Origin of the sequence: Pseudomonas sp. 13B_2.1_Bac1 (assembly GCF_025466155.1) — a bacterium.
In the GTDB taxonomy this organism is placed as follows: Bacteria; Pseudomonadota; Gammaproteobacteria; order Pseudomonadales; family Pseudomonadaceae; genus Aquipseudomonas; species Aquipseudomonas aylmerensis.
Map to the genome: position 1 here is coordinate 1 of NZ_JANLOH010000086.1, position 17,472 is coordinate 17,472.

The 17,472-nt window shown below is 62.3% G+C and carries 12 protein-coding genes; 3 read left to right on the plus strand and 9 right to left on the minus strand.

The features are described from left to right. Window positions 1-87: 87 nt before the first annotated feature. On the minus strand, window positions 88-1,476 hold the full coding sequence (cysS, locus tag NTD80_RS19950) for a cysteine--tRNA ligase (RefSeq protein ID WP_262134671.1): 1,389 nt from the start codon (window positions 1,474-1,476) through the stop codon (window positions 88-90). Between the two features lie 15 nt (window positions 1,477-1,491). Continuing rightward, a complete protein-coding gene (locus NTD80_RS19955) occupies window positions 1,492-3,192 on the minus strand; it encodes a glutamine--tRNA ligase/YqeY domain fusion protein (RefSeq protein ID WP_065901029.1) in 1,701 nt (566 codons plus the stop codon). A 248-nt stretch (window positions 3,193-3,440) separates the two neighbouring features. Between NTD80_RS19955 and NTD80_RS19960 the strand changes: the two genes are divergently transcribed. Then, window positions 3,441-3,944: a peptidylprolyl isomerase gene (locus NTD80_RS19960; RefSeq protein ID WP_003211783.1), complete on the plus strand. Its 504-nt coding sequence runs from the start codon at window positions 3,441-3,443 to the stop codon at window positions 3,942-3,944. After that, entirely contained in the window at window positions 3,941-4,690 is a 750-nt protein-coding gene (gene lpxH / locus NTD80_RS19965) for a UDP-2,3-diacylglucosamine diphosphatase (RefSeq protein ID WP_106803389.1), read from the plus strand. The genes NTD80_RS19960 and lpxH overlap by 4 nt, the downstream gene beginning before the upstream one ends. A 721-nt stretch (window positions 4,691-5,411) precedes the next feature. Here the strand turns inward: lpxH and NTD80_RS19970 are convergent. The 7 genes from NTD80_RS19970 to NTD80_RS20000 form a co-directional block, all read right to left on the minus strand. Further along, complete coding sequence (locus tag NTD80_RS19970) at window positions 5,412-6,941, minus strand: DHA2 family efflux MFS transporter permease subunit (protein WP_065901037.1); 1,530 nt, start codon at window positions 6,939-6,941, stop codon at window positions 5,412-5,414. Next, window positions 6,941-8,161 carry an efflux RND transporter periplasmic adaptor subunit gene (locus NTD80_RS19975; RefSeq protein WP_262134674.1) on the minus strand — a complete coding sequence of 407 codons (1,221 nt, stop codon included), beginning with the start codon at window positions 8,159-8,161 and terminating at the stop codon, window positions 6,941-6,943. Before NTD80_RS19975 ends, NTD80_RS19970 begins: the two co-directional genes overlap by 1 nt. A gap of 15 nt (window positions 8,162-8,176) precedes the next feature. Next, window positions 8,177-9,628 carry an efflux transporter outer membrane subunit gene (locus tag NTD80_RS19980; protein ID WP_262134676.1) on the minus strand — a complete coding sequence of 484 codons (1,452 nt, stop codon included), beginning with the start codon at window positions 9,626-9,628 and terminating at the stop codon, window positions 8,177-8,179. Then, entirely contained in the window at window positions 9,625-10,098 is a 474-nt protein-coding gene (locus tag NTD80_RS19985; RefSeq protein WP_065901046.1) for a MarR family winged helix-turn-helix transcriptional regulator, read from the minus strand. The genes NTD80_RS19980 and NTD80_RS19985 overlap by 4 nt, the downstream gene beginning before the upstream one ends. A gap of 213 nt (window positions 10,099-10,311) precedes the next feature. Further along, window positions 10,312-13,983 (minus strand): translocation/assembly module TamB domain-containing protein, encoded by a 3,672-nt coding sequence (locus NTD80_RS19990; protein ID WP_262134679.1) that lies wholly within the window; start codon window positions 13,981-13,983, stop codon window positions 10,312-10,314. Then, window positions 13,983-15,710, minus strand: coding sequence for an autotransporter assembly complex protein TamA (locus NTD80_RS19995; RefSeq protein WP_065901050.1), 1,728 nt, complete (start codon window positions 15,708-15,710; stop codon window positions 13,983-13,985). The genes NTD80_RS19990 and NTD80_RS19995 overlap by 1 nt, the downstream gene beginning before the upstream one ends. Window positions 15,711-15,774: 64 nt before the next feature. Further along, window positions 15,775-16,425, minus strand: a complete 651-nt coding sequence (locus tag NTD80_RS20000; protein ID WP_065901053.1) for a GNAT family N-acetyltransferase — start codon at window positions 16,423-16,425, stop codon at window positions 15,775-15,777. Between the two features lie 169 nt (window positions 16,426-16,594). Between NTD80_RS20000 and xthA the strand changes: the two genes are divergently transcribed. After that, window positions 16,595-17,407, plus strand: coding sequence for an exodeoxyribonuclease III (xthA, locus tag NTD80_RS20005; RefSeq protein ID WP_065901056.1), 813 nt, complete (start codon window positions 16,595-16,597; stop codon window positions 17,405-17,407). The last annotated feature ends 65 nt before the right edge of the window (window positions 17,408-17,472 follow it).

A 17,472-nucleotide genomic window follows, 5' to 3' on the forward strand; every position in this document is an offset into this window, starting at 1 on the left:
CCACAATGGATCCGGTGAGCCGTTAAACCGGCATGCAAAAAAAACGCCCCGAACCAGTCGGGGCGTTTTTTGTTCAGTGTTTACCAATCAAGCCTGATCAGCCAACCGCCACGTCGTCCCACCTTTCCCATCTTCCAACACCACTCCCATCGCGGTCAGTTGGTCACGGATACGGTCGGATTCCGCCCAGTCTTTATTGGAACGGGCGGTCAAGCGCGCCTGGATCAACGCATCGACTTCAGCCGCATCCACACGCCCTTCGGCGCCGGCTTGCAGGAAGTCATCGGCTTCCATCTGCAACACGCCGAGCACGCTGGCCAGCTCTTTCAAGCGCGCCGCCAGGCCCGCCGCTGCGTCGAGATCGCTCTCGCGCAGGCGGTTGATCTCGCGCACCATCTCGAACAGTACCGCGCAGGCTTCCGGGGTGCCGAAGTCGTCGTTCATGACTTCGGTGAAGCGCGCCACGAAACCTTCGCCGCCGGCCGGGGCCACGGCGGGCAGGCCTTTCAACGCGTGGTAGAAACGCTCCAGGGCGCCCTTGGCGTCCTTGAGGTTGTCTTCCGAGTAGTTGATGGCGCTGCGGTAGTGGCTCGACACCAGCAGGTAACGCACGACTTCCGGGTGGTACTTTGCCAGCACGTCGCGAATGGTGAAGAAGTTGTTCAAGGACTTGGACATCTTCTCGCCATTGATGCGGATCATGCCGCAGTGCATCCAGGCGTTGGCGTAGGTCTTGCCGGTGGCGGCTTCGCTCTGGGCGATTTCGTTTTCATGGTGCGGGAACTCGAGGTCGCTGCCGCCGCCGTGAATGTCGAAGGTCTCGCCCAGGCAGCAGGTGGACATCACCGAGCACTCGATGTGCCAGCCCGGACGCCCGGCGCCCCAGGGCGACTCCCAGCTCGGCTCGCCGGGCTTGGTGGATTTCCACAGCACGAAGTCGAGCGGATCCTGCTTGGCTTCGTCGACTTCGATGCGTGCGCCGATGCGCAGGTCTTCGATTTTCTTGCGCGACAGCTTGCCGTAGCCCATGAATTTGGCGACGCGGTAGTACACGTCACCATTGCCCGGGGCGTAGGCGTAACCCTTGTCGATCAGGGTCTGGATCATCGCGTGCATGCCAGGGATGTGGTCCGTGGCACGCGGTTCCATGTCCGGCTTGAGGATGTTGAGGCGGGCCTCGTCCTCGTGCATCGCGGCGATCATGCGCTCGGTCAGCGCGTCGAACGACTCGCCGTTTTCGTTGGCGCGATTGATGATCTTGTCGTCGATGTCGGTGATGTTGCGCACATAGGTCAGGTCATAACCGCTGAAGCGCAACCAGCGCGTCACCAGGTCGAAGGCAACCATGCTGCGGCCGTGGCCGATGTGGCAGTAGTCGTACACGGTCATGCCGCACACGTACATGCGCACCTTGTTGCCATCCAGCGGCTTGAAGACTTCTTTGGTCTTGCTGAGTGTGTTGTAGATCGTTAGCACGACAAATCCCTTAAATCACTGGCCCCACGAATCACGCAAGGTCACGGTACGGTTGAATACCGGAGCGCCTGGTTTCGAGTCCTTGATATCCGCGCAGAAGTAACCTTCGCGCTCGAACTGGAAACGGTCTTCCGGCTGTGCGTCGCCAAGCGATGGCTCGGCACGACAACCAGTGAGTACTTGCAGGGAGTCAGGGTTGATGTTGTCCAGGAAGCTGGCGCTGTCCTCGGCCTTTTCAGGGTTCGGCGAGCGGAACAGACGATCGTACAGGCGCACTTCGCACTCGATGCTGGCAGCGGCCGGCACCCAGTGGATCACGCCCTTGACCTTGCGGCCTTCAGGGTTCTTGCCCAGGGTGTCCGGGTCGTACGAGCAACGCAGTTCGACGATGTTGCCCTCGGCGTCCTTGATCGCTTCGTCAGCGCGGATCACGTAGCTGCCGCGCAGGCGCACTTCGCCGTTCGGCTCCAGGCGCTTGTAGCCTTTTGGCGGCTCTTCCATGAAGTCATCGCGGTCGATGTAGATCTCACGCGCGAACGGCAGCTTGCGCACACCGAGTTCTTCTTTCTGCGGGTGACGCGGCAGTTCGAGGTGGTCGACCTTGTCTTCCGGGTAGTTGGTGATCACGACTTTCAACGGACGCAGCACGCACATGGCGCGTGGGGCGTTGGCGTCGAGGTCCTGACGGATGCTGAACTCGAGCATGCCGTAGTCGACCACACCGTCGGAGCGGTTGGTGCCGACCATCTCGCAGAAATTGCGGATCGATGCCGGGGTGTAGCCGCGACGGCGGAAACCCGACAGCGTCGACATGCGTGGGTCGTCCCAGCCGTGCACGTGCTTTTCATCCACCAACTGCTTGAGCTTGCGCTTGCTGGTGATGGTGTAGTTCAGGTTCAGGCGGCTGAACTCGTACTGGCGCGGGTGCGCCGGCACCGGCAGGCTGTCGAGGAACCACTCGTACAGCGGGCGATGGCTCTCGAACTCGAGGGTGCAGATCGAGTGGGTGATGCCTTCGATGGCGTCCGACTGACCGTGGGTGAAGTCGTAGTTCGGGTAGATGCACCACTTGTCACCGGTCTGGTGGTGATGAGCGTGGCGAATGCGGTACATGATCGGGTCGCGCAGGTTCATGTTCGGCGAGGCCATGTCGATCTTGGCGCGCAGTACGCGGGCGCCGTCCGGGAACTCACCGGCGCGCATGCGGGCGAACCAGTCGAGGTTCTCTTCCACCGAACGGTCGCGGAACGGGCTGTTCTTGCCCGGCTCGGTCAGCGTGCCACGGTATTCCTTGGCTTGCTCCGGGGTCAGGTCGTCGACATAGGCCTTGCCGGCCTTGATCAGCTCGACGGCCCAGTCGAACAACTGGTCGAAATACTTCGAGGCGTAGCGCACTTCACCGGACCATTCGAAGCCCAGCCACTTGATGTCGCTTTCGATGGCGTCGATGTATTCCTGGTCTTCCTTGGCCGGGTTGGTGTCGTCGAAACGCAGGTGCGTGACGCCACCGAACTCCTGGGCCAGGCCGAAGTTCACACAGATCGACTTGGCGTGACCGATGTGCAGGTAGCCGTTGGGCTCTGGCGGGAAGCGGGTGACGATCTGCGTGTGCTTTCCCGAATCCAGGTCCGCCTGGATGATCGGGCGCAGGAAATTGACCGGGACGGCAGGTCCGGCCTTGGAATTCGAGGTAGGGTCGACAGTGGGCTTGCTCATAGGATCCTTGAACAGACAGGTTCGTGGCCGGTTGGGGCCAAGTAAAACAAAGGGCTTATCATAGCCGAAGCGGTCAAGCCGCTGACAGAGCGTGGCCAAAAACTGCTGCATTTAATGCATGGGCGGTAAAAAACCACCTCGAAATTCCTGCCGGGCACGCTAAACTGCGCGCCTTGGCCGCGATTTCGCCAACCTGGTAAGGCGCGCAGGCGTCCAAACCCACGAATTCCCTGAAAAGAGTAGTGAACATGACTCAAGTCAAACTGACCACCAACCACGGTGACATCGTCATCGAGCTGAACGCCGAGAAAGCGCCGATCACCGTCGCCAACTTCATCGAATACGTTAAGGCCGGCCACTACGAAAACACTGTTTTCCACCGTGTCATCGGCAACTTCATGGTCCAGGGCGGCGGTTTCGAGCCTGGCATGAAGGAAAAGAAAGACAAGCGTCCAAGCATCCAGAACGAAGCGGACAACGGCCTTTCCAACGACAAGTACACCGTCGCCATGGCCCGTACCATGGAGCCGCATTCGGCCTCCGCGCAGTTCTTCATCAACGTCGCCGACAACACTTTCCTGAACCACAGTGGCAAGAACGTTCAGGGCTGGGGCTATGCAGTGTTCGGTAAAGTCACCGAAGGCCAGGACGTCGTCGACAAGATCAAAGGCGTGCAGACCACCGGTAAAGCCGGTCACCAGGACGTTCCGGTAGAAGACGTGATCGTCGAGAAAGCCGAGATCGTTGAGTGATATTGCTGATTTCAGATTTGCATCTGGAAGAGGAGCGCCCGGACATCACCCGGGCGTTTCTGGATCTGCTCCACAACCGCGCCCGTGGCGCCCAGGCGTTGTACATTCTGGGGGACTTCTTCGAAGCCTGGATTGGCGACGATGGGATGACGCCCTTCCAGCGCTCGATTTGCGCAGCCCTGCGCGAGCTGAGCGACAGCGGCACCCCGATTTTCATCATGCATGGCAACCGCGATTTCCTCATCGGCAAGGGGTTCTGCAAAGCTGCAGGCGCCACCTTGCTCAAGGACCCGAGTGTCGTGCAGCTCCATGGCGAGCCTGTGCTGTTGATGCACGGCGACAGCCTCTGTACCCGCGACCTTGGCTATATGAAGCTGCGGCGCATCCTGCGTAACCCGATCGTGCTGTTTATCCTGCGCCACCTGCCGCTGCGCACCCGCCACAAGCTTGCGCGCAAGCTGCGCAGTGAAAGCCGCGCACAAACGCGCATGAAGACCAACGACATCGTCGACGTCACTCCCGAGGAAGTGCCCAGGGTGATGCAGCAGTTCGGCGTGCGCACCCTGGTCCACGGCCACACGCACCGCCCGGCCATCCATAAGTTGCAGATTGGAGACCAGGCGGCCAAGCGCATCGTGCTGGGGGACTGGGACAAGCAAGGCTGGGCCTTGCAGGTGGATGAGCAAGGGTTTCAGCTGGCGGCGTTTGACTTTGTGAACCCGCAACTGGCGTTGCCGGGTGCCTGATTCCCAAACACCGCGCATCCCTTGTGAACAGAGGTCCTAATGTGGGAGCTGGCTTGCCGGCGATGGCGGTGTGTCAGTCAATTCATTTATCGACTGATCCTGCGTCTTCGCGAGCAAGCCCGCTCCCACCTGGTTGACCGCCTGCTGTCTCAGCTTGAGGTTGTGAAGCCGCAATTGGCGCTGCCTGGTGCTTGATTCCCAAACACCGCGCATCCCTTGTGAACAGAGATCCAAATGTGGGAGCTGGCTTGCCTGCGATGGCGGTCTGTCAGTCAATAGATTTATCGACTGAACCACCGCCTTCGCGAGCAAGACCGCTCCCACCTTGTTGACCGCGTGCTGTCTCAGCTTGAGGTTGTGAAGCCGCAATTGGCGCTGCCTGGTGCCTTATTCCCAAACACCGCGCATCCCTTGTGAACAGAGATCCAAATGTGGGAGCTGGCTTGCTCGCGAAGGCGGTAGATCGGCCACCATTTTCGGCGACTGATACACCGCTTTCGCGGGCAAGCCCGCTCCCACAGTTTTGATCACTGTTCGGGCTCGGGATTGGGGGCTTGCCAATATCCGAGCTGGCGATACAACCCGGTTCAAACCTTGGAATACAACTCAATGTGGGAGCTGGCTTGCCTGCGAAGGCGGTCTGTCAGTCAATAGACTTATCGACTGAACCACCGCCATCGCCAGCAAGCCGGGTCCTACAAGGCTCGGGATGATCCGGGTATCAGTGCCCGGAGGCTTCCGGCCCGGCCTTCGCGCCGAACGGCGGCTTGGCCAGCCATACCAGCAACATCAAGCCCATGAACATCCACCCCAGCAACGTGAAGTAGTCCACGGTGGACATCATGTACGCCTGGCTGGTGAGGATCTGGTCCAGCTGCGCATAGGCCTTGTGCCCTGCCCCACCGAGCGCTTGCAGCGCGTCGCGGGTGGCCGAGTCGTAGGTGGTCATGTTTTCGCTCATGTACGCATGGTGCTGGTCCGCGCGGCGAATCCAGATCCAGGTGGTCAGCGAGGCCGCGAAGCTGCCGCCCAGGGTCCGCAGGAAGGTCGCCAGGCCGGCGCCGTCGGCAATTTGCTGGGGCGGCAAGTCGGACATCAGGATGCTCAGGGTCGGCATGAAGAACAGCGCCACGCCAATGCCCATGAACAGCTGCACCAGAGCGATGTGGGTGAAGTCCACTTCGTTGGTGAAGCCGGCACGCATGAAGCAACTCAGGCCAATCGCCAGGAACGCCAGGCCTGCCAGCAGGCGCAGGTCGAATTTGTGCGCGTACTTACCGACAAACGGCGACATCAGCACCGGCAGGATGCCGATCGGCGCCACCGCCAGGCCGGCCCAGGTCGCGGTATAGCCCATCTGGGTTTGCAGCCACTGCGGCAGGATCAGGTTGATGCCGAAGAAGCCCGCATACCCCAGGATCAACACGATGGTGCCGATGCGGAAGTTCCGGTAGGCGAACAGCCGCAGGTTGACCACCGGGTGCTTGTCGGTGAGTTCCCAGATGATGAACACCGCCAGGGCAATCACCGAAATCGCCGCACCGATGATGATGAAGTTGGACTCGAACCAGTCCAGGTCGTTGCCCTTGTCGAGGATGATCTGCAAGGCGCCGACCCCGACGATCAGGCTCAACAGCCCCACATAGTCCATCGGCTGGTAACTGGTGACCACCGGGCGTTTCTTCAGCTGCGAACGCACCACCATCACCGCGAAGATCCCGATGGGCACGTTGATGAAGAAGATCCACGGCCAGCTGTAGCTGTCAGTGATCCAGCCGCCGAGGATCGGCCCGGCAATCGGCGCCACCACCGTGACCATCGCCAGCAAGGCCAGGGCCATGCCGCGCCTCGCCGGCGGGTAGACCGCGATCAGCAGCGTCTGGGTCATCGGGTACAACGGCCCGGCAACCAGGCCTTGCACGACCCGAAAGGCGATCAGCTCGGGCATCGAGGTGGAAATACCACACAGGAACGACGCCAGCACAAACAGCAGGGTCGCCCACAGGAACAACTTCACTTCGCCAAAGCGCCGGCTCAACCAGCCGGTCAGCGGCAAGGCAATCGCGTTGCTCACCGCAAACGAGGTGATCACCCAGGTGCCCTGCTCCGAACTCACGCCGAGGTTGCCGGAAATGGTCGGCAACGCCACGTTGGCGATGGTGGTGTCGAGCACCTGCATAAAGGTCGCCAGCGACAGGCCAATAGTGGCCATCAACAGGCTGGGTGGCGTGAAGGAGGCGTTATTGCTCATCAGCGTTGCGCAGCCTTGGGTGCGGCGCTGCTGTTGTCATGGATCAACTGCGTGATCATGGCGTCAGCCTCGGCCAGTTGGCGGTCATACACGTTGGTGGTGAACGAAGCCTTTTGCGGCGCCTGCTGCGCCAGGACCGGGCCGCTCTGGTCGTGCAGGTCGACATTGACCACGGTGCTCAAGCCCACTCGCAGTGGGTGCTTGGCCAGCTCATCGGCGTTGATGTGGATACGCACGGGTACACGCTGCACGATCTTGATCCAGTTACCGGTGGCGTTCTGCGCCGGCAGCAGGGCAAACGCGCTGCCGGTACCGGCGCCCAGGCTGTCCACGGTGCCGCTGAATTTCACGTCACTGCCGTAGATATCCGATTCGATATCCACCGGCTGGCCGATGCGCATGTCGCGCAGTTGGGTTTCCTTGAAGTTGGCGTCGATCCACAGCTGGTCCAGCGGAATCACCGCCATCAGCGCAGTGCCCGGCTGGACGCGCTGGCCCAGTTGCACGGTGCGCTTGGCCACGTAGCCGGTGACCGGCGCGATCAAGGTGCTGCGCGCATTGGTCAGGTAGGCCTGGCGCAGTTGCGCGGCGGCGGCCTGGACGTCCGGGTGCGACGAAATCACGGTGTCGTCCACCAGCGCGCTGGTGGTCTTGAACTGCTGCTGCACGTTGGCCAGGGCGTTTTGCGCCGAGGTCAGGTCGTCACGGGCGTGGGAGAGTTCTTCCTGGGAGATCGCGCCGCCCGCGGCGAGGTTCTTACGACGGTTGTAGTTGTCCTGGGCCTTCTGCACATTGGCTTGCTGCGCCAGCACCTGGGCTTTCATCCCGTCGACGTTGCTGTACAAACCCCGCACCTGGCGCACGGTGCGGGCCAGGTTGGCCTGGGCACTTTGCAGGCCGACGGCGGCATCATTCGGGTCGAAGTTGACCAGCACCTGGCCTTCGTGGACCAGGTCGCCGTCGTCGGCGCCGATGCTGACCACGGTGCCGGTGACCAACGGGGTGATCTCGACCACGTTGCCGTTCACATAGGCGTCGTCGGTGCTTTCATTGAAGCGGCCGTAGAGCTCATACCAGCCCCACACGCCCAGCACGCCGAGGATGACGATCAGCGCGAGGCCGATCAGCATGATCTTGCGTTTACGCGGGTTGTTGTCCGCTTTGGGTTGTTCGGTGGCTTTGGGTTGTTCGCTTGCGTTGGTGTTTTCGGCAGTGGCCATGACAAATACCTCAAATTATTCCGTGCGTGTGGCTGGGGTGGTCGCTGCCACGTTGTTGGCGCTGTAGCCGCCACCCAGGGCCTGCATCAATTGAATCGACAGATCGATCTGCGCTGCATTCAGCGTCGCCAGCTGGCGCTGGGCCTGCAGCAACTGCTGCTCGATGCTCAGCACATCCAGGTAGTTGCCGATGCCGGAGCTGTAGCGCTGCACCCCGGTGTCGTAGGACTGCTGGGCAATGTCCGCGGCATGTTGCTGGGCCTGGATCTGCCGACCGGTGTCACGCAGTTGCGACAGGGTGTTGCCGATATCGCCCAGGGCTTGCACCAGGGTCTTGTTGTACTGGGCCACCGCCAGGTCGTAGTCGGCGTCGCGGGCGTCGAGGTCGGCGCGCAGGCGGCCACCGTCGAAGATCGGCAGCGAGATCGTCGGCGCGATGCTGAAGAAGCGGCTGGCCGACCCGAACATCGCGTCACCCAGCAACGACTCGGCCCCGGCGCTCGCGCTCAGGTTGAGGTTGGGGTAGAAGTTGGCCTTGCCGGCGGCAATATTCTTGCTCGCCGCCTCCACGCGCCAACGCGCGGCGATCAGGTCCGGACGACGGCCGAGCAATTCGGCCGGCAATACCGAAGGCACCGCCACGGCGCTGGGTTTCAGCACGTTGGGACGGGTCAACTCACCGCCACGGTCCGGGCCTTTGCCGAGCAGCACGGCGAGGGCGATCTTGGCGCTCTGCAGTTGCTTTTGCGCATCGATCAGTTGCGACTGGGAGCTGGCTTCCAGGCTTTCGGTCTGCTGGTACTGGTACTGGCTGTCGATGCCGGAGTTGAGCCGACGCTTGCCCAGGTCGAGCATTTGCCGGGTGCGCTTGAGGTCATCATTGGCCAGGTCACGCACGATATGCGCCTGGCCCAAATCGCTGTAGGCCTTGGCCACGTTGGCGGCGAGTGTCAGGCGTGCGGCCTGCTGGTCGACTTCGGCGGCACGTGCCTGGCCCAGCGCGGCTTCCCACGCGGCGCGCTGGCCACCCCAGAGGTCGAAGTTGTAATTGAAGCTGGCGCCGATATTGCGCACGGTGGCGTAGGCATCGCCCTGCCCCAGCGGGTCCTGATCCTTGGCCAGGCGTGAGCGGCTCACACCGGCACTGGCATCGAGGGTCGGCATGCGAGCGGCATCCGCCGCATAGGCAGCGGCTTCGGCCTGATGGGCACGGGCGCTGGCCACTTGCATGTCGGGGCTGTTCTGCAGGGCTTCCTGGATCAGGCCGTCGAGCTGTGGGTCGCCCAGGCTTTTCCACCAGTCGGCGGTGGGCCAGGCAGCACTCGACAGCGTCACGCCGCTCAAGGACTTACCGGCCTGCAACGTATTGGCGTCGAGGCGCTGGCCCTGGGTGTCGAGGCCGCTGAAGTTGGCGCAACCGGCCATGCTCATGGCCACCAGCACCAGGCTAAGGGCACGTGTGTTCATTCTTTACCTACCCGCTGCAGGGTGATGGGATCACCGGCAGCTATCAGAATTTTCTTGAGGATCTTTTCCAGGGTTTGCAGCTCACCGGGCTCCAGGGCGCCGGCCAACTGATTCAGCGCATCGGCGCCGATGTGCGGCAGCATGTCCGCCAGGCGCTGGCCTTCGGTGGTCAGCACCAGCTGCACCTGGCGGCGGTCCAGCTCGGAACGCTTGCGACCCAGCAGGCCCTTTTGCTCCAGGCGGTCGAGCATGCGGGTCATCGAGCCACTGTCCAGGGACAGGTTGCGGCACAGCTCCGCCGGGGTGTCGACGCCGTACTGCGCCATGATGATCAGCACCTTGAACTGCGCGGCGGTGATGCCATGGGGTTCCATATGGGTGTCGATGATGCGGTCTTTGAGCAGTGCGGCGCGGCCCAGCAACAGGCCGAGATGGCAGTTGTGGAAGTTGTCAGGGGTGAAGTGTTTCATCGGAAGTCACCTTATTACTGCCTAGGCAGTGAATGTATGACGAGATGTTACTGCTTAGGCAGCGAATGTCAAATGGAATAATTAGCTTGCTTGCTAATTAGCTGACAGGCGGCAGAAAACCGGAACTGCAGGCGCAGGCTTGCCGGCGATAGCGGCGTATCAGTCAATGAAAACATCGACTGATGAACCGCTATCGCCGGCAACAGGGGAAGGTCAGAAATCGCGCTTGTAGAAGATATCCAGAGAGCTGGCCACGCCGCTCGCCACTTCCAGGTACACCTTCTTGCTCAGCAGATAACGCAAGGCAATGGTGCTGGCCGGTTCGAACACCCCGACCCCGTAGCGGAGGCTGAGTTTCTCGGTGATCTTGCCGCTGGCTACCACCGCCGTGGTAGTGCCACTGCCTTGGGTGTCGAGGTCAAAATCCTGGATACCGAGTTTGTTGGCGATGTCCGAGGTCACCCCGGCGCTGCCCATCAGCCCCAGGCCCAAGGCGGCTTGGGCAAGCATGTTGTTGTCTTCGCCGGTGCTGCTCAGCGGGCGCCCCAGTACCAGGTAGGACAGCGCCTGCTCCTGGCTCATCGCCGGCTCCGAGAAGATCTGCGTGGTCGGCTGCTCGGCACTGCCGCTGAGGCGGATACCGGCGACCACGTCGTCGGTCTTGCGGACCGCTTCGATGTCCAGGTAGGGCTGGTCGATCGGCCCGGCGAACAGCAGGCGTGCGCGACGCACATCGAGGCGCTGCCCGTAGGCGCGGTAGCGGCCGTCGTTGAGCCACAGCTCGCCACGGGTGTCCATGTTGTCGCCGATGTGCACATGGCCCTGCACCTTGGCGGTCAGGCCGAAGCCGGCGAAGTTGAGCTTGTCCTCGCCTACCGCGACGTCGATATCCATGGCCATCGCCATCGGCGGCTTGCCCTCCTCGGTCTGGCTGCCGACGATCACGGTGTCGTCCGAGACCTTGACCGTCGACGGCGGCAGCTCACGCACGGTGATGTCGCCGCGCGGGATCTGCACCTTGCCGGCAATCGCCAGTTTGTCGTTCTTCAGGCTGATCTTCAGGTCGGGCGCCACTTCCAGCACCGCATAAGGCTCCACCGTGACCGGCAGTTGCGAGCCTTGGAGGCTGAGGTCCACCACCAGTGCCTGGCCCCAGTCGATCTGGCCCTTGAGGCTGCCCTGCCCGGCCTTGCCACTGCGCCAGGCGCCATTCAATTGCACACTCTCGCCGGCAATCAGCGCCTGCACGTTCAGGCCTTCAAGGCTGACCGGCAGCTGCGGCCCGGACACTTCACCGCCCACCAGGTTGACGTTGCCGTTGACCTGCGGTGCCAGCAATCCGCCGGAAATCCGCCCGCTGCCGTTGAGCTTGCCGGTGAGTTTTTCCACCATCGGCACAAACGGCCGGGCCACGGCGAGGTCGAGGCCAGTGAGGCTGAAATTGCCGGTGATCGGCTTGTTTTTCGGCAGAGGATTGATCTGCGCCTGCAGCAACAGTTCGCCGAGCTGGCCGCCACGGAAGTTAAGCTGAGTGTCGATGCGCTTGGGGTTGAGGGTGGTTTCCAGCTTGAGGGTGTCATAGGGGAAATCCAGCCACTGGTCCTTGTCCTTGACGCGCAAGGTGCCGCCGCTGGCATCCACCGAGATCACGCCTTTGGGCCCGCTGTCGGGCAGGTCGAGTTGCACGTCGGCATTCAGCTTGCCCTGCCACGCGAAGTCCTTGGGCAAAAACGCCGCCAGGCTGTCGATGGGGAACTGCTTGAGGTGGTAGCGCAGCTTCGGCTCGGGCATCAGGCGCTGGTCTTCACCGCACAGGCTGGCCGCGCCGGACACCCAGCAGTGCGCGGCAAATGTCAGCTTGCCGTCGGCCAGGCGTTCGATTTTTGCCGGGGCCTGCAGCTTCCAGTCCTGGCCCCCGGCTTGCACATCGCCACTGGCCAGGCGCCCGCGCCAGTTGCCTTTATCAAGGTTGCCATCCAGGGCCAGGGCCAGTTTGACCAACGGACCGGCCAGGTCCAATTGGACCTTCTGGCTCTTGATATCACCTTGGGCACTGGCCGTGAGGGTGCCGACTTGAGTGTCGCCGGCCTGGATGCCGCTGCCCTTGAGGTCGATCCTGGCGCGCTGGGCGCTGTCCAGGTTGGCGTCCAGGCTCAGGCTTTGCAGGCGATTATCGGCGAATGCCAGTTGCTGGCCCTTGAGGTCGAGCTTGCCTTGCGGCGCCTGGAGGCTCCCGGCCACGTCGAGCCGGCCATTGACCTGCCCACGCAGCTGCGGCCACAGCTGGGCCAGGCGCGCCAGCTTGATATCGATCTGCCCGGCCAGGCGTTGCTGCAGGCTGCCGCTGCCGTTGATGCTGTTGTCGCCCAGGCGAATATCCAGGTTGGCCAGGGTCCACTGCTCGCCCGCGCCTTCGGCCTTGGCGGCCAACACGGCGGTTTGCCCGCGCAGGCGGCCCTTGAGGTCGAGGTCGGCGTTGAGCTTGAGCTGTTCGTTCTTGAATTCACCTTGGCTGCGCAGCGGCCCGGCGAGGGTGCCGGGCAACTCGGCGACCCAGTACGCCGGGTTCAGCGCCGACAGGTCGAGCGCGGTGTCCCAGGCGATGCCGTCGGCAAACTGCAAGTTGAGGTGGCCTTCGGCCTTGCCTTGGCCGGCGCTGAGTTTCAGCTCGGGCAGGAACACTTGCTTGAGGTCGCCGCTGAAGGGCGTGACCACCGTGAACTTGCCGGCCGGGCCGTCGAGGTCGGCCTTGAGATTGCCGAGGTAGTTGCCGTCCTTGTAGGAGACTTCACCGTTGAAGGTGCGCAATACGACCTGTGGCTCGTCGATCAGCGGGTACAGGCGATGCCACGGGAAGTCCAGCCAATCGATCCTGGCCTCGGCACTGAAGCCTTGCTGCCAGTCCAGCTGCGCCGTCAGTTTCAGGCTCTGGCGTTCACCGGCATTCAGGTCGAGGCCGGCGATCTGCGCGCCCTTGGCGTCGACCTTGCCTTGCAACAGCAGGTCCACCGGGCCCTTTTCCGCCGGCAGCACGGCCTTGCCCAGCAGCTGGTAGCCGCTGCTCAAGTCGCCTTTGGCGCTGAGGTCGAGTTGATTGAGTTGCAGGGTATCGGGCAAATCGGCGCTCGGCTTGAAGCCGTCCGCGGTAATGTGCAACTGCGCGGGCAGGTTTTCCGCCAGGGGTTGCAGCTCGCCGCGCAGTTTGGCCGGCAGGTAACCGCTGCTGTCGGCGTCGAGCTTGAGGGTCTTGAGCAAGTCGCCCTCGACCTTGAGCGCCACTTTCCACGGCGCACCACCGGGGGCGTAAGGCAGGCTCAGGTCACCGCTGGCGGTCAACGGCCAGTCGCCGCGGGGTTGCAGCAGGCCGGCAAGGTCCAGCACCAGGTCGTCGCGTTGCAGGTGCACCGATTCGATCTGCATCCCGGCGGCGGTCCAGTGCGCTGCCAGCTGCAGGCCCTTGAGTTCCTCGCTGCCATTGAACAGCAGGCTACCGACGCGAACGTCGCCCAATTGAATGGAAACGGGCAACTTCAGATCCGGCAATTGAATCGGACCGCTGCTCTCTTCGGTGTTCGGCGCAAACTGCAGGCTGACTTGATCCACGTCCAGGCGATTGATGCACACGGTCATGCGCAACAGGCACGCCGGCGACCAATCCAACGTCGGCGCCTTCAGCTCGACACGACTGCCGTCTTGCGCCCACAGCAGATGGTCGGCGCTCCACTGGCCGCCCAAATGCCCTTGGAAATTCTCCAAGCTCAACCCCGGCACACGCCCCAGGGCCCAGCGACTGCCGGCCTGGGTGCCGAGGATTGCCCACAGTGCCAGCAACAGCACGGCGAGGATTGCCAGTACGGCCAGCCCCGCTATTTTTACACCACGCATCACAGCTCAGGCCCCATGGAAAAGTGCAAACGAACGCCGCCCGGGTCTTCCAGGGCATGGGCCAGGTCCAGGCGGATCGGCCCCACCGGCGAGACCCAGCGAATGCCGACACCGACGCCGGTCTTGAGGCTGGGCAGCTCCAGGGAATTGAACGAGTTGCCCTGGTCGATAAAGGTTGCGATCCGCCATTTCTCGGCGATGGAGTATTGGTACTCGGCGCTCAGGGCCACCATGTAGCGGCCGCCGATACGGTCGCCGCGGTCGTTCTCAGGCGAGAGCGTCTGGTACTCGTAACCACGCACGCTCTGGTCGCCGCCGGCGAAGAAGCGCAGCGACGGCGGTACCGACTTGTAGCCATTGGTCGCGCTGCCGCCGACCTGGGCCCGGGCCAGGAACCGGTGGTTGTCCCACAGGGTGGTCAAACCCTTGACCATGGCCGTGCCGTAAAGCAGGTTGGTGTCGGAGCCCAGGCCCTCCTTCGCGACCTTGGTGTCGAACTGCAGGCGGTAGCCGTTGTGCGGGTCGATGCGGTTATCGCTGCGCAGGTAGGAATAGCTGATGCCGGGCATGACCAGGTTGCTGAGGCCGGAGTCATTGCCCAGGCGATATTCTTCGCGCTGGTATTTGAGCGAGATCACGCGGGTCCAGCCGCTGGGCAACTTGCTGTGCCATTCAGGGCCGAGGGTGAGCAATTTACTCAAGGTGTCGGTATTGGCGATCTCTTCATTCTGGTAACCGCCGGCGAAGCGCAATTTATCGGTGAGCGGCGGGTCCAGCGGAATGTCGTACCACAGGCCGACGTTCTGGCGTGGCGCCGACAGTTCGGCCTCCCAGCCATAGCTGTGGCCCTGGGGGTTGACCCAGTGACGAGTCCAGTTGGCTTTGCCGCGCGGGCCGACGTCGGTGGAGAAGCCCAGGCCCAGGCCCATGGTGCGCGGCTTGCGGGTTTGCAGGTTGACGGCCACCGGAATCACGTCTTTGCTCGAGGCCGCCGGGGCGGCGTCCACGCGCACGCCTTCGAAAAAGCCGCTGGCCTGCAGGTTCTGGTTGAGTTCGGCAATCAGTTCGGAATCGTAGGGGTCACCACTTTTGAACGGCACCATGCGTTGCAGCAGGTCTTCGTCAAACGGCGTATCGCCGGCAAAGCTGACCTTGCCCAGGGTGTAGCGCGGGCCACTGTCATAGATGAGTTCGATATCGGCGACGCCGGCCTGCGGGTCAACCGAGAGTGTCTGGCGAGTAAAGCGCCCGCTGAAAAAGCCGTAGCGCGACGCCTGGTTCTGGATCAGGCGCTTGGCGTCTTCGTAATGGCCGTGGTTGAGCACGGCGCCGGATTTGAGGTCGTCACTGGCGGGCACGCGAAACGTCTTGAGGTTCGCGGCAGGACCGTCGACCCGAATGGTCACGTTGCGCAAATGCACCGGCTCGCCGGGGTCGATGGTGAGGATCAGGCGCGGGTTCTTGCCGCCCTTCACATCACTCTCGATCAGTGGCTGATAGAAACCCAGAGCCTGCGCGGCTTTGCGCGCCTGCTCCTCGGCGCCACGGCTGAACCGCAGCAAGGCCTCTTCATCACGATCGCCCACCCCGCCGATATAGCCTTCGATGTTGGCTTTCAACGCGTCGTTTGATGGCTTGATCCGCACGTCCAATTCGCTTTGTGCGAATGCGCCGCAGCTGGTGAACAGCAGAACCAAGCCGCTGGTAAATCTTCCTGGAAACTTCATAGGCGCGGATGCTACACGAGCAAGGGAGACTCTTTGAACTCAGAATTGTCTGAATAATTCTGTCTTAAGCCGTTGCAGCATGTAACACCTGCGGATTGGGGTGGAAAAAAACGTGCTCAAGGACAGGTCCTATAGCGACTTCGCCGATTTCCTCATAGCCCTGACGCTTGTAGAACTCCAGATAGCGAGAATTCCCCGTATCCAGCACCACCCCGGACGAATGCGGGTCTTCGGCGCACCAATTGTGTACGGCTTCCAGCAGTTGCTCGCCGTAATGCTTGCCCTGGAATTGCGGATGAATGCCCAGCAGCGGCAGCACATGCACCGATTCGCTGGGCAGGCAGGCCAACACCGCCTGATGGTATTCGAGGTAGCGACGGGTGCCGCGTACACCGGTGCTCAACCACATGCGCAGCTGCCAGGCCCAGCTTTCGGTGATCCCCAGGCGCCGTTGCGGGGGGGCGATCAACGCGATGCCGATCAGGCGGTCGTTGATGAACAGGCCAATCGCCGGCAGTTTCTGGAAAAAGTGCTGCTTGACCAGCTCGCGCACGGTGGCACGGACCCGTTGTTCATAGCCTGGGCGCTCGGCTTCAAAGATGTAGGCGAACGTCGGCTCATGCCGATAGGCCTGGTACAGCAGGGAGCGGGCCTCGCGGGAATAGCCGCTGTTGAGCAGGCGAATATCGGCAATGGCAGTCGAGGTTTCAGGCATACAGTCAATCTCCCTGGGCACCATTCAAAGGATGGCGTTCTTATGGGTACGAACCTACGCAGCACCAGTCGTTCCCAGACATTAGCAGTGCATCTGTCCTACCGCCACGCTGGCCCCCGTCCGACTTGTCCGCTAGCATCGCCCTTTTGCCAGGACTGGACTGCCGACCATGAAAATCGTCTCCTTCAATATCAACGGGCTGCGCGCCCGCCCTCATCAGCTGGCGGCGCTGATTGAAAAACACCAGCCCGACGTGATCGGCCTGCAGGAAACCAAGGTCCACGACGACCAGTTCCCCCTCGCCGAAGTGCAGGCCTTGGGCTACCACGTGTACTACCACGGGCAAAAAGGTCACTACGGCGTGGCGCTGCTGTCGCGCAAAGAAGCCCTGAGCGTGCACAAAGGCTTTGCCAGCGATGAAGAAGACGCCCAGCGCCGCTTTATCTGGGGCACCTTCGCCGACGAGAACGGCCAGCCGGTCACCATCATGAACGGCTATTTCCCCCAGGGCGAAAGCCGTGACCACCCCACCAAGTTCCCGGCCAAGCAGCGCTTCTACGCAGACTTGCAGCAACTGCTGGAAAGCCAGTTCAGCAATGACCAGGCACTGGTGGTGATGGGCGATGTAAATATTTCCCCGGAAGATTGCGACATCGGCATCGGCGCCGACAACGCCAAACGCTGGCTGAAAACCGGCAAGTGCAGCTTCCTGCCGGAAGAGCGCGAGTGGATGGCACGCCTGAAGAACTGGGGCCTGGTGGACAGCTTCCGCCACCTCAACCCGGACGTGGCCGACCGTTTCAGCTGGTTCGACTACCGCAGCCGCGGGTTTGAAGACGAGCCCAAGCGCGGGCTGCGCATCGACGTGATCCTTGCATCCAACGGCCTGGTGCCACGGGTCAAGGATGCCGGGGTGGATTACGAATTGCGCGGGCTGGAAAAACCGTCGGACCATGCGCCGATCTGGCTTGAACTGAGCTGACCACACGCTCCACTGTAGGAGCCGGCTTGCCGGCTCCTACGGTTGCTCGTCACATGAATGCAATC

What these genes read in the sequence shown, in the direction of transcription:
- NTD80_RS19955 (WP_065901029.1), bottom strand. Translation starts at nt 3,192, where the DNA reads ATGAGCAAGCCCACTGTCGACCCTACCTCGAATTCCAAGGCCGGACCT.
- NTD80_RS19960 (WP_003211783.1), top strand. Translation starts at nt 3,441, where the DNA reads ATGACTCAAGTCAAACTGACCACCAACCACGGTGACATCGTCATCGAG.
- NTD80_RS19970 (WP_065901037.1), bottom strand. Translation starts at nt 6,941, where the DNA reads ATGAGCAATAACGCCTCCTTCACGCCACCCAGCCTGTTGATGGCCACT.
- NTD80_RS19975 (WP_262134674.1), bottom strand. Translation starts at nt 8,161, where the DNA reads ATGGCCACTGCCGAAAACACCAACGCAAGCGAACAACCCAAAGCCACC.
- NTD80_RS19980 (WP_262134676.1), bottom strand. Translation starts at nt 9,628, where the DNA reads ATGAACACACGTGCCCTTAGCCTGGTGCTGGTGGCCATGAGCATGGCC.
- NTD80_RS19985 (WP_065901046.1), bottom strand. Translation starts at nt 10,098, where the DNA reads ATGAAACACTTCACCCCTGACAACTTCCACAACTGCCATCTCGGCCTG.
- NTD80_RS19990 (WP_262134679.1), bottom strand. Translation starts at nt 13,983, where the DNA reads ATGCGTGGTGTAAAAATAGCGGGGCTGGCCGTACTGGCAATCCTCGCC.
- NTD80_RS19995 (WP_065901050.1), bottom strand. Translation starts at nt 15,710, where the DNA reads ATGAAGTTTCCAGGAAGATTTACCAGCGGCTTGGTTCTGCTGTTCACC.
- NTD80_RS20000 (WP_065901053.1), bottom strand. Translation starts at nt 16,425, where the DNA reads ATGCCTGAAACCTCGACTGCCATTGCCGATATTCGCCTGCTCAACAGC.
- xthA (WP_065901056.1), top strand. Translation starts at nt 16,595, where the DNA reads ATGAAAATCGTCTCCTTCAATATCAACGGGCTGCGCGCCCGCCCTCAT.